General features: G+C 73.5%; 18 protein-coding genes. 8 read left to right on the top strand and 10 right to left on the bottom strand.

What is annotated here, in order from left to right; translation table 11 throughout:
• The first annotated feature begins 50 nt into the window (after positions 1–50).
• Complete coding sequence (locus Q0795_RS02660) at positions 51–233, top strand: CsbD family protein (protein ID WP_298886113.1); 183 nt, start codon at positions 51–53, stop codon at positions 231–233.
• A 68-nt stretch (positions 234–301) separates the two neighbouring features.
• On the opposite strand, the gene Q0795_RS02655 is transcribed toward Q0795_RS02660, so the two are convergent.
• The gene (locus Q0795_RS02655) at positions 302–1,774 is read right to left on the bottom strand and encodes an AI-2E family transporter (protein WP_298886111.1); all 1,473 of its coding nucleotides are present in this window, start codon (positions 1,772–1,774) and stop codon (positions 302–304) included.
• Positions 1,774–2,643, bottom strand: coding sequence for a D-hexose-6-phosphate mutarotase (locus tag Q0795_RS02650; RefSeq protein ID WP_298886108.1), 870 nt, complete (start codon positions 2,641–2,643; stop codon positions 1,774–1,776). Before Q0795_RS02650 ends, Q0795_RS02655 begins: the two co-directional genes overlap by 1 nt.
• A 78-nt stretch (positions 2,644–2,721) precedes the next feature.
• Here Q0795_RS02650 and Q0795_RS02645 point away from each other — a divergent pair, with 78 nt between their 5' ends.
• The gene (locus Q0795_RS02645; RefSeq protein ID WP_298886105.1) at positions 2,722–3,780 is read left to right on the top strand and encodes an acyltransferase; all 1,059 of its coding nucleotides are present in this window, start codon (positions 2,722–2,724) and stop codon (positions 3,778–3,780) included.
• 1 nt (position 3,781) lies between these two features.
• Here Q0795_RS02645 and Q0795_RS02640 read toward each other — a convergent pair whose 3' ends face one another.
• From Q0795_RS02640 to Q0795_RS02625, 4 genes are all read right to left on the bottom strand, one after another.
• Positions 3,782–4,144 (bottom strand): single-stranded DNA-binding protein, encoded by a 363-nt coding sequence (locus tag Q0795_RS02640; protein WP_298886102.1) that lies wholly within the window; start codon positions 4,142–4,144, stop codon positions 3,782–3,784.
• A gap of 108 nt (positions 4,145–4,252) precedes the next feature.
• Positions 4,253–5,077 (bottom strand): aldo/keto reductase, encoded by an 825-nt coding sequence (locus Q0795_RS02635; protein WP_298886099.1) that lies wholly within the window; start codon positions 5,075–5,077, stop codon positions 4,253–4,255.
• 77 nt (positions 5,078–5,154) lie between these two features.
• On the bottom strand, positions 5,155–6,633 hold the full coding sequence (gene cls, locus Q0795_RS02630; RefSeq protein WP_298886097.1) for a cardiolipin synthase: 1,479 nt from the start codon (positions 6,631–6,633) through the stop codon (positions 5,155–5,157).
• A 9-nt stretch (positions 6,634–6,642) separates the two neighbouring features.
• The gene (locus Q0795_RS02625; protein WP_298886094.1) at positions 6,643–7,734 is read right to left on the bottom strand and encodes a YhjD/YihY/BrkB family envelope integrity protein; all 1,092 of its coding nucleotides are present in this window, start codon (positions 7,732–7,734) and stop codon (positions 6,643–6,645) included.
• A 147-nt stretch (positions 7,735–7,881) separates the two neighbouring features.
• Between Q0795_RS02625 and Q0795_RS02620 the strand changes: the two genes are divergently transcribed.
• Positions 7,882–8,292, top strand: a complete 411-nt coding sequence (locus tag Q0795_RS02620; RefSeq protein WP_298886091.1) for a cupin domain-containing protein — start codon at positions 7,882–7,884, stop codon at positions 8,290–8,292.
• Between the two features lie 53 nt (positions 8,293–8,345).
• Positions 8,346–8,588 (top strand): hypothetical protein, encoded by a 243-nt coding sequence (locus Q0795_RS02615; RefSeq protein ID WP_298886089.1) that lies wholly within the window; start codon positions 8,346–8,348, stop codon positions 8,586–8,588.
• A gap of 151 nt (positions 8,589–8,739) precedes the next feature.
• Here Q0795_RS02615 and Q0795_RS02610 read toward each other — a convergent pair whose 3' ends face one another.
• Positions 8,740–9,330 carry a hypothetical protein gene (locus Q0795_RS02610; RefSeq protein WP_298886086.1) on the bottom strand — a complete coding sequence of 197 codons (591 nt, stop codon included), beginning with the start codon at positions 9,328–9,330 and terminating at the stop codon, positions 8,740–8,742.
• Between the two features lie 119 nt (positions 9,331–9,449).
• Positions 9,450–10,154, bottom strand: a complete 705-nt coding sequence (locus Q0795_RS02605; RefSeq protein WP_298886083.1) for an alpha/beta fold hydrolase — start codon at positions 10,152–10,154, stop codon at positions 9,450–9,452.
• A gap of 58 nt (positions 10,155–10,212) precedes the next feature.
• Between Q0795_RS02605 and Q0795_RS02600 the strand changes: the two genes are divergently transcribed.
• The 4 genes from Q0795_RS02600 to Q0795_RS02585 all read left to right on the top strand — a co-directional run bounded on the left by Q0795_RS02600 (position 10,213) and on the right by Q0795_RS02585 (position 12,740).
• Positions 10,213–10,611 carry an HIT family protein gene (locus tag Q0795_RS02600; RefSeq protein ID WP_298886081.1) on the top strand — a complete coding sequence of 133 codons (399 nt, stop codon included), beginning with the start codon at positions 10,213–10,215 and terminating at the stop codon, positions 10,609–10,611.
• The gene (locus tag Q0795_RS02595) at positions 10,608–11,117 is read left to right on the top strand and encodes a DoxX family protein (RefSeq protein ID WP_298886080.1); all 510 of its coding nucleotides are present in this window, start codon (positions 10,608–10,610) and stop codon (positions 11,115–11,117) included. Before Q0795_RS02600 ends, Q0795_RS02595 begins: the two co-directional genes overlap by 4 nt.
• A gap of 44 nt (positions 11,118–11,161) precedes the next feature.
• Complete coding sequence (locus Q0795_RS02590) at positions 11,162–12,322, top strand: methyltransferase domain-containing protein (protein WP_298886078.1); 1,161 nt, start codon at positions 11,162–11,164, stop codon at positions 12,320–12,322.
• A 91-nt stretch (positions 12,323–12,413) separates the two neighbouring features.
• Positions 12,414–12,740 (top strand): hypothetical protein, encoded by a 327-nt coding sequence (locus Q0795_RS02585; RefSeq protein WP_298886076.1) that lies wholly within the window; start codon positions 12,414–12,416, stop codon positions 12,738–12,740.
• Positions 12,741–12,773: 33 nt separating this feature from the next.
• On the opposite strand, the gene Q0795_RS02580 is transcribed toward Q0795_RS02585, so the two are convergent.
• Both Q0795_RS02580 and Q0795_RS02575 read right to left on the bottom strand, forming a co-directional pair.
• Positions 12,774–13,376, bottom strand: a complete 603-nt coding sequence (locus Q0795_RS02580) for a rhodanese-like domain-containing protein (RefSeq protein ID WP_298886074.1) — start codon at positions 13,374–13,376, stop codon at positions 12,774–12,776.
• Between the two features lie 146 nt (positions 13,377–13,522).
• Positions 13,523–14,884 carry an MBL fold metallo-hydrolase gene (locus Q0795_RS02575; protein WP_298886073.1) on the bottom strand — a complete coding sequence of 454 codons (1,362 nt, stop codon included), beginning with the start codon at positions 14,882–14,884 and terminating at the stop codon, positions 13,523–13,525.
• Between the last annotated feature and the right edge of the window lie 47 nt (positions 14,885–14,931).

Below are 14,931 nucleotides of genomic sequence, written 5' to 3'. Positions count from 1 at the left end.
ACCCGGTGAGGGGGTGAGGCTGAGGGGGTTGCCGAGGAAAGGAGCAGACCATGGGTCTCGGAGACAAGGTCTCGAACAAGGCCGAAGAGCTCAAGGGCAAGGCCAAGGAGGGCGTCGGCGACGCCACCGACAACGAGCAGATGCAGGCGGAGGGCCAGGCCGACCAGACCGGCGCCAACGTCAAGCAGGCCGGCGAGAACGCCAAGGACGCCTGGAAGGACGCCACCAGGTAGTCGCGGCTTCCTGCGGCGCCACGCGCCCTCCATGACGACGCCCCCGGCCCGATGGTCGGGGGCGTCCGTCACGTCTGGGGTCGACCGTCCTGGTCACCGTCCTCCCGGTCCCGGCGCAGGATCGGCGGCAGCAGCCGGTCGCGCAGCGAGGCGGCGAGCTCGCTGGTCCGGTCCAGCAGCGCGACCCGTGCTGCGCCCTGCTCCCCCTGGGCCTGGAGGTAGGCCCGGCGCGCGCGCAGCTGGAAGATGGGGGCTGCGCTCTCGGCCCGCTCCGCGGCCCGCCGTCCCTCGGCGGTGACGTTGCGCAGGTCGTCGGTGTGCAGCTCGCCGGTGCGCAGGTCCAGGTGCTCGCTGCCGAACCGCAGGAGGGTGAGCGCCGAGGCGAGCACGGGTACGGCGAGGAACGCGCCGAGAACGCCCCACAGGGTGCCGCCCGCCGCGACCCCCAAGAGCACCACGACGGGGTGCATCGACATGACGCGGCTGTGCATGAGGGGCGCGACGAAGGTGCTCTCGGCTTGCTGGACCACCACGACGATGACGAGCACCCAGAGGGCGGTGACCCAGCCCTGCGACACCAGCGCGACGAGCACGGCGAGGCCACCGGCGACGAAGGCACCGACGATGGGGATGAACGCCAGGAAGAAGGTGATGACGGCCAGCGCGAAGGCCAGGGGCACCTGGAGCAGGACCAGCCCGAGGCCGATGAAGACCGAGTCGACGGCGGCCACGACGGCCTGCGCCCGCAGGAAGCCACCGAGCGTCACCCACACCCGCGCCAGCGCCTCGGTGAGGTACAGACCGGCGGTGCGGCCCACGGACTTGCGCAGCCAGGGCAGGAAGCGGTGCCCGTCCTTGAGGAAGAAGAAGGTGAGCACGAGCACGAGCACGGTGGTCACCAGGATGGATCCGACGGTGGTCAGCGTCGACAGGGCGCCCTCGGCCAGCACGCTGGCCCGGGACTCCAGCCACTCGGTGGCGCGGTTGACGTAGTCGTCGAGCTGCTCGCTCTGCAGGTTCGCCGGGGGACCGGAGAGCCACTCCAGCACGATGTCGGCGCCCTCGGTGACGTTGTCGGCCACCTGGCGCAGCTGGCTTCCCACCCCCGGGGCGATGGCGGCGACGATCCCGCTGAAGATGCCGAGCGCCGACACCAGCACCGTGGCGGCGGCGAGCCCGGCCGGCCAGCGGTGCCGACGGAGCCAGCGCACGAAGGGCCACAGCACCGAGCTGACGATGAGCGCGAGAATGATCGGGAGCACCCCGACCCAGACCCGCCCCACCAGGTAGAGCACGACCGCGACCGCGGCGACGACGAGCAGGAAGCGCCACGACCAGGCAGCCGCGCTGCGCAGTCCCTGGAGGATGAGGTCACCGCGGTCGACGGTGGGCGGCACTGCGGGAGCGTCCTCGTTTGGCTCCGCCGGCGGCTGGTCCTGCGGGGACGTGTCCGCGGGCTCGGCGTGCAGCGGCTGCAGGTCGGGGTCGGTGTCCAGGGAGGGCGCGTCCTCGGCCTGGCCCGGCTGCTCGTGCGTGCTCATCATCCCCTCCGGCCCGGGGTGTCGTGGACCGTGATGGTGCACCCCACGGTATGCGTCGCGCCGGGCGGGACACGCAGGCCCCGGTCGCCGGTGGCCGCGGTCTCCACGCACAGGAACCCGGGCCAGGCGTCGTCCTGCAGGTCGCTCATCTCGGCGGCCTGCTCGGGCCCGGGGTTCCACACGACCGTCTGCGTGCTGCCCTGCGTCTCCAGGACGAGCCGCCGGTCCCCGTCGACCACCTCGACGTGCGGCTGGCCGGGGGAGTCCACCACGGCGTCGGTCGGGCCTTGGATCCGCAGCGGCCCCTGCAGGCGGCCGCGCCGGCCGGTGGTCTTGTCGAGGTAGCCCGCGCCCTCCAGACCGAGGACCTGGGTCTGGAGCACGTCGTGGACCGCGAGGTAGGTGTGCAGCGCGACCTCGACCGGCAGCACCTCTGCGCCCGGGTTCGTGACCTCCAGGTCCAGCCGTAGGGACGGGTGCTCGGCCGGGGTCGGCAGCGAGACGGCGTACCGCAGCCGGAACGGGCCGGGCAGGTGCTCGACGCCGGGCGAGCCGGCGACGTCCTCGTCGGTGACCGTCCAGGCCCACACCTCCGTGTCGCGTGCCGCGGCGCGGTGCCACGACGTGGTCCGGACGAGGCCGTGGCTGGGGGAGAGGGAGCCGTCGGGGCCGGCGGCGAACCAGGGGAAGCAGACGGGCACCCCGCCCCGGATGGCCTTGCTCCCGTCCAGCACGGCCGCCTCGCTGCACCAGACCACCGGCCGGCCGTCCAGCTCCCAGCTGCTCAGGTGAGCCCCGAAGTCGTAGGCGACGAGGCGCGAGGAACCGTGCACGACGGTCCGCGGGGTCGGCGACGTGGCGGAAGGCATACCGCACAGGCTACGGCGCTCCACCCAGGCCCTGCCCGGCGATCCGTCGGTGCACCCGGCCGGTGAGAGGCTGGGCCCATGCGAGGCACGGCATGGATCAGCTGGCTGCGGTGCCTCGCGGTCTACGGCGTGGTCCTCATCCACACCGTCGGGGCGACGGCGACCGCGGGGACGCAGGGGGAGACGGACCCGGTGGACGGCTGGGTCGCCCGGGCGTTGGACCTGCCCCTGCTCTGGGTCGTCCCGGTCTTCGTCATGGTGTCGGGCGCGCTGGCGCTCGACCCGGCGCGCTACCCCGGGGCGGGGGAGTTCCTGCGCCGGCGCGTCGGGCGGTTGCTGCCCGCCGTCGTGCTCTGGAACCTCGTCTACCTGCTCTACCTCTCGCTGACCCGGTCCGGTGCGTGGGCGGGCCCGGCCGACGCCCTGCAGCGGGTCCTCGTCGGCCAGGTCGCCCCGCACCTCTACTTCCTCTGGATCGTCCTCGGGCTGTCCCTGCTGACCCCGCTGCTCCTGCCGTGGTTGGCCGGGACCGGCCGCCGTGCCTGGCTGGTGGCCGCCGCGGGGGCGTATGCCGTTCCGGTCCTGTCGCTGTGGCCCCTGGGGCCGGGCGGGGAACCGGTCGGCGTCACGCACGCCGCGTGGACGTGGTGGTTGCCCTACCTCGGCGCCTACCTGACCGGCTGGGCGCTGCGCGGCGTGCGGGCGCCCGACCGCCTCCTGCCCCTCCTGGTGCTCGTCGTCGCCGGGCTGTCGGTCCTGCTGACCTGGCAGTGGAACAACCCGGCCGCCCCCAGCTGGCTGCAGGACTGGGCAGGGGCGCACTACTACTCGCCCACGGTCGCGGCGCTGTCCGTCGCGGTCTACCTGCTGGCCCAGGCGCTGCTGGCGCCCGGAGGCGCCCTGTCGGTGCTGACCTCGGACCGCGTGATGGCCGTGGTGGACCCGGTCGGGCGGGCCACCCTGGGCATCTTCGCCCTGCACTTCCTCGTCCTGCTCGTCGGCACGGACACCGGCCTGCTCGGCGCCCCGGTGGCGCCGTGGCCGGTCCTGCTGGCGCGCTTCGTCGTGGTGGCGGCCGTGACGACGGGCCTGGTGCTGGTGGGGCAGCGGGTCCCGGGGGTGCGGCGGGTGCTGTGAGTCACGGCACGGGCGCCGGCACGGCGCGCAACGAGGTCGCCTCGACGTCGTAGCGGGAGGCGGACCCGGCCCCGGTCCGGAAGAAGCGCCGACGTAGGGCGCCGGTGACCTCCACGCCGCTGCCGTCCTCGAGGCGCAGCGCGGCTGCCCTCGCCCGCGCGGTCCAGCACGAGACGTCGATGGTGTCCACGCGCTGCCCCGACCCGGACGCCGCGGCGCCGCGTCTGCGCTGCCGCGGCCGCGGCACGACCACCCGCAGCTGGACGAGGACGTCACCGCTGGGCAGCTCGCGCTGCGTCGGGGCACCGCTCACCCGTCCGCGCAGGTGCACCTCGTTGGCCGGTGCCGCCGTCGTGCTCCTCATGGGTCCACGATGACCAGTGGGCGCGGCGTGGGGGAGGGGGTGCGGCAGATCTGTGGACGGACCCCGACCTGGTGGGGAGGGTGTGGACGGACGGGGGAACCCCGTGCCTCACATCTCCTCGTGCGTCTCCGGGTCCCCGTCGAAGAGCCGGCCGTCCGGCCGGCCCAGGGCGGTGATGGCCGCGACCTCCTGGTCGGTGAGCTCGAGGTCGAGCACGTCGAGGTTGGCCCGCTGCCGCTCCGGCGTCGCGGACTTCGGCAGCGGCATCACCGCCCGCTGCAGGTGCCAGCGCAGGATCACCTGGGCGGGGGAGACGCCGTGGCGCTCGGCGGGGCCGGCCACCGCCGCGGCGTCGTACTGCGCCTGCCGCTTGCCCAGCGGGCTCCACGCCTGGGTGAGCACGCCGAGCTCCTGGTGCACCTCCAGCAGGTCCGACTGCGGGAAGAGGGGGTGGCACTCGACCTGGTTGAGCACCGGTGCCTCACCGGTCGCGCGGATGACCTCGTGCAGGTGGGCCGCGGTGTAGTTGCTGGTGCCGACCCACCGGACGAGCCCCCGGTCCCGGCACTCCAGCAGGGCCTGGACCGCCTCGACGTAGCGGCCCTGCGAGGGGTTGGGCCAGTGCACCAGCGCGACGTCCACCTGCTCCAGGCCGAGCCGCTCCAACGACTCCTCCACGGTCTCGATCGCGACGCCGCGCGCGTGCGCCCGCCCCGGGATCTTGGTGGCGACCAGCACCTCGGCGCGGGGGACCCCGCTGCGGCGCAGCGCCTCACCGACCTCGCGCTCGTTCTCGTAGTTGACCGCCGTGTCGAGGTAGCGGTAGCCCGCCTCGAGGGCGGACACCATGGCCCGGACGCCCTCCTCGTCGCGCAGGGGGTAGGTGCCGAAGCCGACGTGGGGGAGCGTGCTGCCGTCTGGAAGGGTGTGCATGTCCTCACGCTAGGGCGCCGGCCGCCGGACCGCAGCCGGTGGGTCCACCCGGGCGGACCCACCGACGTCGGGCGGGGTCACATGAGCGCCGAGGTGAGCCGGCAGACGTTGTCCAGGTAGCGCTGGCGCCACGGCCGCCCGGCCCACTCCTGCAGGGTCAGCACCCGGGACGCCCGCCGGTAGGCCTCGTCGTTCTCCTGCAGCCGGGCGACCAGGTCGCCGCCGAAGGCCAGCAGCATGATCTCGTAGGTCAGGGCGAAGGAGCGGAAGTCCATGTTGCTGGACCCGATGACCGCCACCCGGTCATCGATCGTGAGGTACTTGCCGTGCAGCACGGTGGGGGCCGGGTAGAGGTGGATGACGACACCGGCCTCGAGCAGCACCTGGTAGTAGGAGCGCTGCGCGTGCCCCACCAGGAACTGGTCGGCCTCCTCGCCGACGAACAGCTCGACCTGCACCCCCCGGTAGACGGCGCTGGTGATCGCCGCCAGCAGGGCCTCGTCGGGGACGAAGTAGGGGCTGGTGATGGCGACCCGTTCGCGCGCCAGGTGGACGAGGGCGACGAACTGCCGCCAGTTGGGCTCGGTGGGGAAGCCCGGCCCGGAGGGCACCAGCTGCATGGCGTGGGCGGCGCCGCCGGGCACGAGGTCGGGCTGGTCGGGCAGGTAGCGCTCCTGGTCCAGGCTGAGGTTCTCCGCGGTCTCGGTGAACCAGTCGGTGATGAAGACGGCCGAGAGCTGCCCGACGACGTCCCCGCTGACCTGCACGGACACGTCGCTCCACGCCCGGCCGATGCGGGCGTTCTTGGCGCTGCCGTAGGCGGGGTCGATGAGGTTGTGCGAGCCGGCGAAGCCGACCCGGCCGTCGACGACCAGCAGCTTGCGGTGATTGCGCAGGTCCGGTCGCTGCCACTGCCCGCGCCACAGGTTCAACGGCATCATGTAGTGCCACCTGATCCCGGCCGCCTCCATCCGCGCGCCCAGCTGGCGACGGCCCGGGTACTTGCGGGAGCCGAGCTGGTCGAGCAGCAGGCGCACCTCGACCCCGCGCCCGGCGGCGCGCTCCAGGGCGGAGAAGAGGACGTCGGTGCTCTCGTCCCACGCGACGATGTAGAACTCCACGAAGACGAAGTCCTCGGCCTCGTCGACCGCGGCCGCCATCGCCGTGAAGAAGTCCGTGGTGTCCGGGTAGACCCCGTCGCACGACCCGCTCACGCAGGACAGCCCGGTGAGCCGGCGGTTCATCCGCAGGACCGAGGCCAGGTCCTCCTCGGGCTGGATCTGCGGCAGGTCGGGCAGCGTGTCCGCGTGGTCGGCGAGCAGCTGGTTGGCCCGGTGCTGGATGTCGTGCCGGCGCCCGGCGACGAACTTGCTGCCGATGAGGAAGTAGAGCGGGAACCCCAGCACCGGGATGAAGAGGATGAGCAGCAGCCAGGCCGAGGACGCCCCTGGTCGCCGGTTCTCCGGAACCGTCCCGATGGCCCAGATCTTCAGGCCGTACTCGACGGCGAGCACCACCCCGGAGATCACGTAGGCGGTGGCGGTAGGCCCGTCCATGGCCGGAGTCTAGGGTGCTGCAGGGTCCTCGCGCTGCTGCGTGCTCGGCGCGTCCGCGGGGGCACCCGCCTCGACCGCGTCGCCGGCGATGCCGTTGTGCGGGATGAGGGTGCCGGTGACCTCGTGGTGCGGCCAGTCCAGGGTGTGCGGCACCGTCTGGGTCACGTAGTTCGGGGTCTCCCGCGCGTGCACCTCGGTGGGGACGACCGGCAGGTTGGTGTGCGGGGGGTTGGCGGTCCAGGCCGCGGTGAACATCACCCACCGCAGCCCCAGGTTGATCCACACGATGAGCGTGACCAGGACCGCGAACGAGGCGAAGACCGGGTTGTCCCAGGCACCGATGACCTGCGTCCCGGCCAGCCGCAGCAACCCCCATCCGGCCGCCCCCAGCAGCGCGCCCTTCCACCAGTCGGGGGAGGGCATGCGCACCTTGGCGGTCACCCGGAAGAGCAGGTAGAACACCACGGCGTCGACGACGAAGGCGGCGACGACCGCCGCGAGCCGGATGAGCAGGCCGCTCGTGCCCCGGCTCACCTCGAGCTCGCCGAGCACCGCGCGGGCCAGCACGGCGGACCCGCTGAGCAGCGCGGAGGAGAGCAGCACCGCGAGGCTGAGCAGCAGGATGCCCACGGCGTCCCAGCCCTTGCCCCGGAAGGGCCGCATCGGCGCCCCGGTGAGCCCGAACATCGACCGGATGCTGTTGCGCAGCCCGGTCATGACGTTGGTGGCCGTCCACAACAGGACCGGGATCGAGACGAGGGTGGCCAGGGTCAGCGAGCGCTCCAGGACGAGCAGGTCGGGATCGATGATGCCGCCGTTGCTGCCGTCGTCCACCAGCCCCGGGAAGGCGGTGTTGATCGCCCGGACCACCCGGTCGAAGAGCTCGGGCTGGCGGCCCAGGACCGCGCGGAACCCGTTGACGCCGATCGTCATGAGGGCGATGAGGGAGACCAGGGCCGAGATGGTGACGCCCCCGGCCGACAGGTTGCCGCGCACCAGCAGGTAGCGCACGAAGGCCCGGACCGGGCGCGAGGTGTCCACGCGGTGGATGGCGCGCCAGAAGAGGTTGCGCTCGACCCCGTCCTCCTGGACCTCCGCCACCCGTCGTCCTCCTTCGCTGACCGTCCGCACCTGCGGCACCACACGGTATACCGCGCGGCGGGCGGCGCCGCGCCCGTTCCGGTCCACGCCGGGCACCGCGGGCGCGCCGTGCTGGACAGCGCGGGTCACCGGGGGTCGAATGGCGGCATGGACGCAGCAGAGCGGGACCAGCGGGCGGCGCAGCCGTGCCGACGGATCGTCGACGGCTCGCTGCAGGCGGCCGACCCCACACCCGGGATGAGCCGGCGGGTGGCCGAGCACGCGGCCGGCATGTGGACCGGCACCGTGGACACCGAGCCGGGGGCGGTCACCGGTTGGCACCACCACGGTGAGCACGAGACCACGCTGTATATCGTCTCCGGCACGTTCCGGCTGGAGTCCGGTCCCGGTGGCGGCGAGGTCGTCGAGGCCGGGCCGGGCGACTTCGTGCGGGTGCCCGCCGGGGCGGTGCACCGGGAGTCCAACCCCGGGGACCAGACCTCCCGGGCGGTGGTCGTGCGCTGCGGCAGCGGTGCACCCACGGTCAACGTGGACGGCCCGGCCACCGCCGCGGACTGAGCCCGAGAGCCGGCCCCCGTTGAGCCTGCGACCCGCTGACCGCGGAGGCCCTGGTGGATCTGGTCACCGGGCAGGACGGGGACGAGGCCCGGGACGCGCTGGGTCGCTCCGCCACCGCCGGGGTGGCCGAGGTCGTCGCCGGGCTGATCTCCGCGGCGCCGGGCTTCCGGGGGTTCGCGAGCTCGCCGGAGGCCCGACACATCGGCGTGCCGGACCCGGACGGGCAGATCGCCCGGCGGCGTCCACGGGCAGAGCCGCCGTACCTGCCGGGGACGACGGCCGGCACCCGACGCTGAGGCGTCGTGCGCACCGGGCGAGGTCGCCACTCCCGGAGGCGTCGTTACAACGCCGATAAGTCACATTATGTCAAGTGACGGTGAGAGCGGGCCTCCCCTTCCGACCAGGAGGACGCGGGACCCAAGGCCATGGCAGCCACGCCGCCGCAGCTCAAGAGGTGGCGGCGGTGGCGAAGTCGTCGGCGAAGGTCACCAGGAGGTCCAGCGCGGCGGCATCACCGGTCATGGTGATCACGCCGCCCTCGATCTGCTGGTAGCAGACCGCCGACGTCCCGCCGGAGTTCAGCCCACAGCTCCCGGTGCCCGCCTCGGTGTTGTCGGTCTCGATCTCGGCGACGAGGTCCTCGTAGGGCGAGCCGAGCACGTTGGAGTCGACGGTGACGTACTCCCCCGTCTCCATCTCGTAGATCACCGCGGGTCCGCTGTCGTCGGCGAGGGTGAACTCCCCCACCGTCTCCGGCGGGGCGTCCGTGACGCCGGCGGGCAGGGTGTCGACCGACACGTCCTCTCCGGAGTCCTCGGAGTCGGCGGGCGTCGTCTCCGCCGCGGTGTCCTCGGTGGTCTCCTCTGCCGTCTCCTCGGTGGTCGTGTCCTCGGTGGGCTCCTCCGCCGGGGCCTCCTCTGCGGAGGACTCCGCCGTCGCCGTGTCGTCCGTAGCCGGGTCCTCACCCCCGCACGCCGACAGCATCAACGCCACAGCGGCGGCGACCGCAGCACCAGGTCCGTACCTACGCATACCCATGATCTGACATCCTCCCCACTAGGAATACCTCCCGTGACCGTTGCGGCCACCCCGTCACCCTAGGCACAAGCAGTCGCGGGAGCGACACGACGATGCACGTCACCTACCCCGTGGGGGCATCAGTCGGTAGCCGCTGCCGCCAGGAGGGAGGCGAGATCCTCGGGCCTGGACCACATCGGCCAGTGGCCGGTGGGCAGGTCGACGTAGGTGAGCGCGCGGTAGTCCGGCAGCGCCTTGAGGAAGGCCACGCCCTGCTCGGCGTAGGACCGGAAGTCGCTGGCCGGGAAGGACGTGCAGATGACCGTCCCAGGGACGTCGTGGCGGGCGTCGTCGGTCAACCGCACCGGGGTGCTCACCACGAGGCCCGGCTCGGGCACGGCGCGCTCCCGGAAGGTCGCGAGCTGCTCCTCGGTGAGGTCGCGCATCGACCCGCCGGCGAGCTCGTCCTCCCACCGGTCCTCCAGCACGAGCACGTCGGCGGAGAAGTCGGGGTCCATCGCCGTGCCGTCCGCCGAGGGCGCGGTGTCCACCCAGACCATGTGGTCCACGAGGTCGGGCCTCTGGTCCAGGACCAGCGTCCCCGGGATGGCCGCGCCGCTGTGCACGGCCAGCACGCGCCGGTCCGCCGACGGGTCGAGCGCCGCGAGGATGGCGTCGGCCTGGTCCTGCGGGCTCACGACGGCGCGGTTCGGGTCGTCGTGACCCAGACCGGGCAGGGTGAGCGCGTCCACGGCATACCCCCGCTGCGCGAGCGAGCGGGACACCTCTTCCCACGCCCACTCCCCCAACCAGAACCCCGGAACCAGCACCATCTGCGTCCTCATGGCAGCGAGTATGCCGCGCCCCCCGGACATCTGCCGTCCGCGACCCTAGGGTGGGGTCATGAGCACGATCTTCACCAGGATCATCGAGGGCGAGATCCCCGGGCACGTCGTCTGGACCGACGAGGTCTGCGCCGTCTTCCTCGACATCGAGCCGCTCACGCCCGGCCACGCGCTCGTCGTGCCCCGGGCGGAGGTGGACCACTGGGTCGACCTGCCGGAGGACACCACCGCCCACCTCATGCTGGTCGCGGCCCGGGTCGGCCGGGCCCAGCTGGAGGTCTTCGCGGCCGACCGGGTGGGGGTCATCGTGCAGGGATTCGAGGTCCCGCATGCCCACGTGCACGTCTTCCCCACCTCCGACCCCGCCGACTTCGACCTGGGCCGCAAGGGCCCGCGGGACGAGCACGACCTGGCCGCCGACGCGGCGGCGCTGCGCGAGGCGCTGAGCCGCCGGTGAGCCCGCCCGAGGACGGCGGGGACTTTCATCGCGAGGTCGACGACCCCTGGGACGAGGGGTATGCCTTCACCGGCCCGGTGGAGGCGCACGGCAGGGGCCTGGACTTCGGCCTGCTGCTGCTGCGCCTGGCAGCCCTGCCCCTCGTGGTCCAGGGGGCCCGCGCGGCGACCGACATGTCGACCTTCACCGCACAGGTGTCGCAGACGACACTCGGCTCGGCCGCACCAGACGTCGTCGCCTGGGGGGTCATGGTCGGCCTCGTCGCGCTCCCGGTCCTCGTCGCGGTCGGTCTGTTCACCCGCCCGGCCGGCTTCCTCCTGGCCGCGCTCATGGCCGCCGTCTGGTCGGTGGCCGTCCTCCTCGGTGAGGACGACACGCTGCTCGTCGATGCCGGCGGGTTCAGCGCGCAGAGCGCCCTGCTGCTGCTGGGGATCACCCTGCCCCTGGCCTTCACCGGGGCCGGCCGGTTGTCGGTGGACAGCCTGCGCACCGCCGGTCGTCCCTGAGCGGACCTCCCCCGCCCACCGCGGCCGCCCGTAGGCTGGCGCTCGTGCAGTGCGACTACTTCGACGCGGGGGTCTGCCGCTCCTGCACGCTCATGGGCGAGCCCTACCCCGCCCAGCTGGCCGGGAAGCAGTCGTCGGTGGCCACCACCCTGGCGTCGTGGGTCTCCCCCGGCGCGTGGTCCGCGCCGGCACCGAGCCCCGAGTCCGGGTTCCGCAACAAGGCCAAGCTGGTCGTCGCGGGCCGCAAGGGCGCCCCCACCGTCGGCATCCTGGACCGGGCGGGCCGGGGGGTTGACCTGCGCGGGTGCGGCCTGTACGAGCCGGGGCTGCACACCGCTGTCCTCGACCTGGCCGAGCGGCTGCCGACCACCGGCCTGACCCCCTACGACGTGCCCACCCGCCAGGGCGAGCTCAAGCACGTCCTGCTGACCCACTCCCCCGCCGGCGAGCTCATGGCCCGCTTCGTGCTGCGCTCCCCCGGCCAGCGCCGACGGGTCGTCGAGCTGGTCGACGACCTGCGCGCGGGTGTCGGCCCGGCGGGTCCGCGGCTGCGGGTGGCGAGCCTCAACCTGCAGCCGGAGCACAAGGCCGTGCTCGAGGGCGAGGCCGAGGAGGTGCTCACCCCCGACCGGACGCTCCCGGTGCAGGTCGCCGGTCTCACCCTGCACCTCGGCACCCGCAGCTTCTTCCAGACCAACACCGGTGTCGCCGCCGCGCTCTACCGTCAGGTGGCCGCCTGGGTCGACGAGCTGGGCCCCGGGCGCGTCTGGGACCTCTACTGCGGCGTCGGCGGGTTCGCGCTGCACACCTCGGCGCCGGGCCGCGAGGTCGTCGGGGTCGAGCGCTCCGCGGAGGCGGTCCGCAGCGCGCTGCGCAGCCGCGAGGACCCTGCCCTGCGGGGTCGCGCCGCGGACACCACCTTCGTGGCCGGTGACGCCACCGCCCACGCCCGCAGCGCCCGCCCGGCCGACCGGCCCGACGTGCTCGTGGTCAACCCGCCGCGACGGGGCGTCGGCGCCGAGCTGGCCGACTGGGTGGAGACCTCCGGCGTCCCGCACGTGGTGTACTCCAGCTGCGCCGCGACCAGCCTGGCGCGCGACCTCGCCCGGATGCCGTCCTACACGGTCCGGCACGCCCGGCTGTTCGACATGTTCCCCCAGACCGGTCATCACGAGGTCGCGCTGCTGCTCGACCGGCACGCCTGAGGGTGTCCAGGCCGCGGTCGTCGACCTCGCGCCGGGCTCTGCCATGATGGTGACCCCGCGACATCCCCGACGACGAGGAAGTGCCAGACCGATGCCGAACACCTTTGAGGCCGTCCCCTCCGCCGGCCACGAGCGCAGCACGGCCTTCCTGGCGGTCGAGCAGCCCGAGCAGCGGCTCGAGGACTACATGGAGCGCTCGCAGATGCACCGCGGCTCGCTGCGGGAGCAGGACGGCTACACCGTCCCCTTCCGCGACGGCGGGCAGGTCCGCATCACCGTGCGCGGGGAGGACGCGGAGTCGGCCGGGCTGCTGTTCGAGGTCGATGCACCCACCGAGGAGCGGCGGACCTACATCGAGGGCGAGGTCGAGAACGAGCTCGGCGACGGGAGCGACAGCCTCACCTGGGAGCGCGACTGAGCCCCTGGGGCGCGGCCGACGGCCCCGGCCTCCTCAGCCCTGGGCCCGCCCGGCGAGTCCGCTGAGCGCGTCCTTCAGCTGACGTCCGCCACCGCGGTTCCACGGCATCCGCATGAGCGCCTGCCCCATGGCGCAGGTGTTGCTGAGCGCCGCGAAGGTCAGCCCGCCGCCGATCCCGGCGGCCACCCACTTGGCGCCCGGTGCCACGGTGCTCGCCAGGACCGAGGTCAGGACGACGCCCCCGGCGACCAGGCGGACCTGCCGTTCCAGCTCCCACGGCCCCGCGGTCTCGCGGACCTCGCCGCCGGTGCCGGACCAGGACTGGATCCCCCCGGTGAGCACGTGCATGCCGGTGCCGCCGGTGCCCGCCAACACCTGGGCGGCGGCGCTGGCCCGGGTCCCGGACCGGCACACGAGCACGACCTCCTGATCGAGGTGGTCGGCGACCGAGCGGGCGTGCTCGGTCAGCGTGGCCAGGGGGATGTTGTAGGAACCGGGCACGTGCCCGGCGGCGTACTCGCCGGGCGTGCGCACGTCGAGGACGCGGGGGGCGGCGTCGCCGGCCAGCCACGTGCGCAGCTCACCAGCGCTGACCTCGACGGGGTGGGCGGGGGTGGGCGTGGGGGCAGTGCTCATGCTGGAGGAACTCCTCGTGATGGTGGGGCGGTGTTCGGACCGGCGCCGGGTTCGACGGGCCGGACGGACGGGACAGGGACGGGCGGGGACGGGCGGGGACGGGGACCGGTGGGCAGGGACGAGGCCGTGCGGGGCCCGCGGAGGGCTCAGGCGTCGTCCGCGACGACCGGCAGCCCGCAGGAGCGGGCCTGGTCGAAGCTGTCGTCGACCGCCACCGCGTTCCGCCCGGAGGCGGAGACCACGGAGGCGCCCACCGACGCACGGTACCCACCGGCGCAGTGCACCCAGACCTCGCCCTCCGGCACCTCCGCGACCCTCCGGGCGAGCTGGCCCAGGGGGATGTTGAGGGCCCCCTCGACGTGCCCGGCGGCATACTCGTGCGGGTTGCGGACGTCGAGCACGCGGACCGGGCGGTGGTGGCGCACCTGGGCGAGGTCGGCGAAGGTCGCCTGGCGCAGGGTGGCGAGCGGGGCGTCGGTCCAGTCGCCGGGTGCCCCGGTGCTCTGCCCGGCCAGCTCGTCGATGCCGATCCGGACCAGCTCGCGCTGGGCCTGGCTCACCTGCTCCGGGTCCTCGCCGAGCAGGGTGAGCGGGGTTCCCCAGGGGATCATCCACCCGAGCCAGGTGGAGAACTGCCCGTCGAGGCCGATGTTGAGCGTCCCGGGGACGTGGCCGGCCGAGAAGGCCCGGCGATGGCGCAGGTCGACGACCCACTCACCCGCCTCGAGGCGCTGGCGGAGCACGTCCTTGTCGGCCCGCTCGGGCAGCTCGAGACTGACCTCCTCGGGGCCCTTGGCGTTGGCCGGGCCCATGTGGGCGTAGTAGGCGGGGAAGAGGTCGAGGCCGTCGAGGACCTCGCGCACGTAGTCCTCCACGTCCTGGCGCAGCACGGGGTTCTGGGTCAGCTCCTGGCCGATCGTGGACGCGTCGCCCTCGGTCTGGGTGGCCGAGCAGAAGGACCCGAAGCCGTGCGTGGGCATGATCTGGGCCTGCTCGGGCAGCTCCTCCGCCAGGCGGTGCGCGGAGGCGTGCTGGTGCCGCGCCAGGGTCTCGGTGTGGGCCTCACCCAGCAGGTCCGGCCGCCCGGTGGAGCCGAACAGCAGCGAGCCGCCGGTGAAGACGTAGGGGTCCTCGCCCTCGAGCGCGTAGGACAGGTGGGTGAAGGTGTGCCCGGGGGTGTGGATGGCCCGGACCCGCAGCGACGGGGACACCTCGACCAGGTCGCCGTCGCTGATCGCCGCGCGCTCGAAGCCGACCGGGTCGTCCGCGTTGACGTGGTAGTCGGCGCCGGTCCGCCGGGCGAGCTGGTAGCCACCGGTGACGTAGTCGTTGTGGATGTGCGTCTCGAAGACGTGGGTGATCCGGACCCCCTCCTGCTCGGCGAGGGCCAGGACACGGTCGATGTCGCGCTGCGGGTCGACGACGAAGGCCACCTCGCCGTCGTGCACGAGGTAGCTGCGGTCACCGAGGGAGGCGGTCTCGATCGGCAGAACCGTGGGGGTGGTCATCGGTACTCCTTGCTGACGGGTCACGTTCGCTGCTCCGGCGTCACCGG

Source organism: uncultured Serinicoccus sp., from assembly GCF_947487915.1.
Taxonomy (GTDB): Bacteria; Actinomycetota; Actinomycetes; order Actinomycetales; family Dermatophilaceae; genus Ornithinicoccus.
This window is presented reverse-complemented; position numbering and strand designations above follow the sequence as displayed.

What these genes read in the sequence shown, in the direction of transcription:
- Q0795_RS02640 (WP_298886102.1), bottom strand. Translation starts at nt 4,144, where the DNA reads ATGAGGAGCACGACGGCGGCACCGGCCAACGAGGTGCACCTGCGCGGA.
- Q0795_RS02605 (WP_298886083.1), bottom strand. Translation starts at nt 10,154, where the DNA reads ATGAGGACGCAGATGGTGCTGGTTCCGGGGTTCTGGTTGGGGGAGTGG.
- Q0795_RS02660 (WP_298886113.1), top strand. Translation starts at nt 51, where the DNA reads ATGGGTCTCGGAGACAAGGTCTCGAACAAGGCCGAAGAGCTCAAGGGC.
- Q0795_RS02650 (WP_298886108.1), bottom strand. Translation starts at nt 2,643, where the DNA reads ATGCCTTCCGCCACGTCGCCGACCCCGCGGACCGTCGTGCACGGTTCC.
- Q0795_RS02610 (WP_298886086.1), bottom strand. Translation starts at nt 9,330, where the DNA reads ATGGGTATGCGTAGGTACGGACCTGGTGCTGCGGTCGCCGCCGCTGTG.
- Q0795_RS02580 (WP_298886074.1), bottom strand. Translation starts at nt 13,376, where the DNA reads ATGAGCACTGCCCCCACGCCCACCCCCGCCCACCCCGTCGAGGTCAGC.
- Q0795_RS02585 (WP_298886076.1), top strand. Translation starts at nt 12,414, where the DNA reads ATGCCGAACACCTTTGAGGCCGTCCCCTCCGCCGGCCACGAGCGCAGC.
- cls (WP_298886097.1), bottom strand. Translation starts at nt 6,633, where the DNA reads ATGGACGGGCCTACCGCCACCGCCTACGTGATCTCCGGGGTGGTGCTC.
- Q0795_RS02645 (WP_298886105.1), top strand. Translation starts at nt 2,722, where the DNA reads ATGCGAGGCACGGCATGGATCAGCTGGCTGCGGTGCCTCGCGGTCTAC.
- Q0795_RS02655 (WP_298886111.1), bottom strand. Translation starts at nt 1,774, where the DNA reads ATGAGCACGCACGAGCAGCCGGGCCAGGCCGAGGACGCGCCCTCCCTG.
- Q0795_RS02600 (WP_298886081.1), top strand. Translation starts at nt 10,213, where the DNA reads ATGAGCACGATCTTCACCAGGATCATCGAGGGCGAGATCCCCGGGCAC.
- Q0795_RS02575 (WP_298886073.1), bottom strand. Translation starts at nt 14,884, where the DNA reads ATGACCACCCCCACGGTTCTGCCGATCGAGACCGCCTCCCTCGGTGAC.
- Q0795_RS02635 (WP_298886099.1), bottom strand. Translation starts at nt 5,077, where the DNA reads ATGCACACCCTTCCAGACGGCAGCACGCTCCCCCACGTCGGCTTCGGC.
- Q0795_RS02620 (WP_298886091.1), top strand. Translation starts at nt 7,882, where the DNA reads ATGGACGCAGCAGAGCGGGACCAGCGGGCGGCGCAGCCGTGCCGACGG.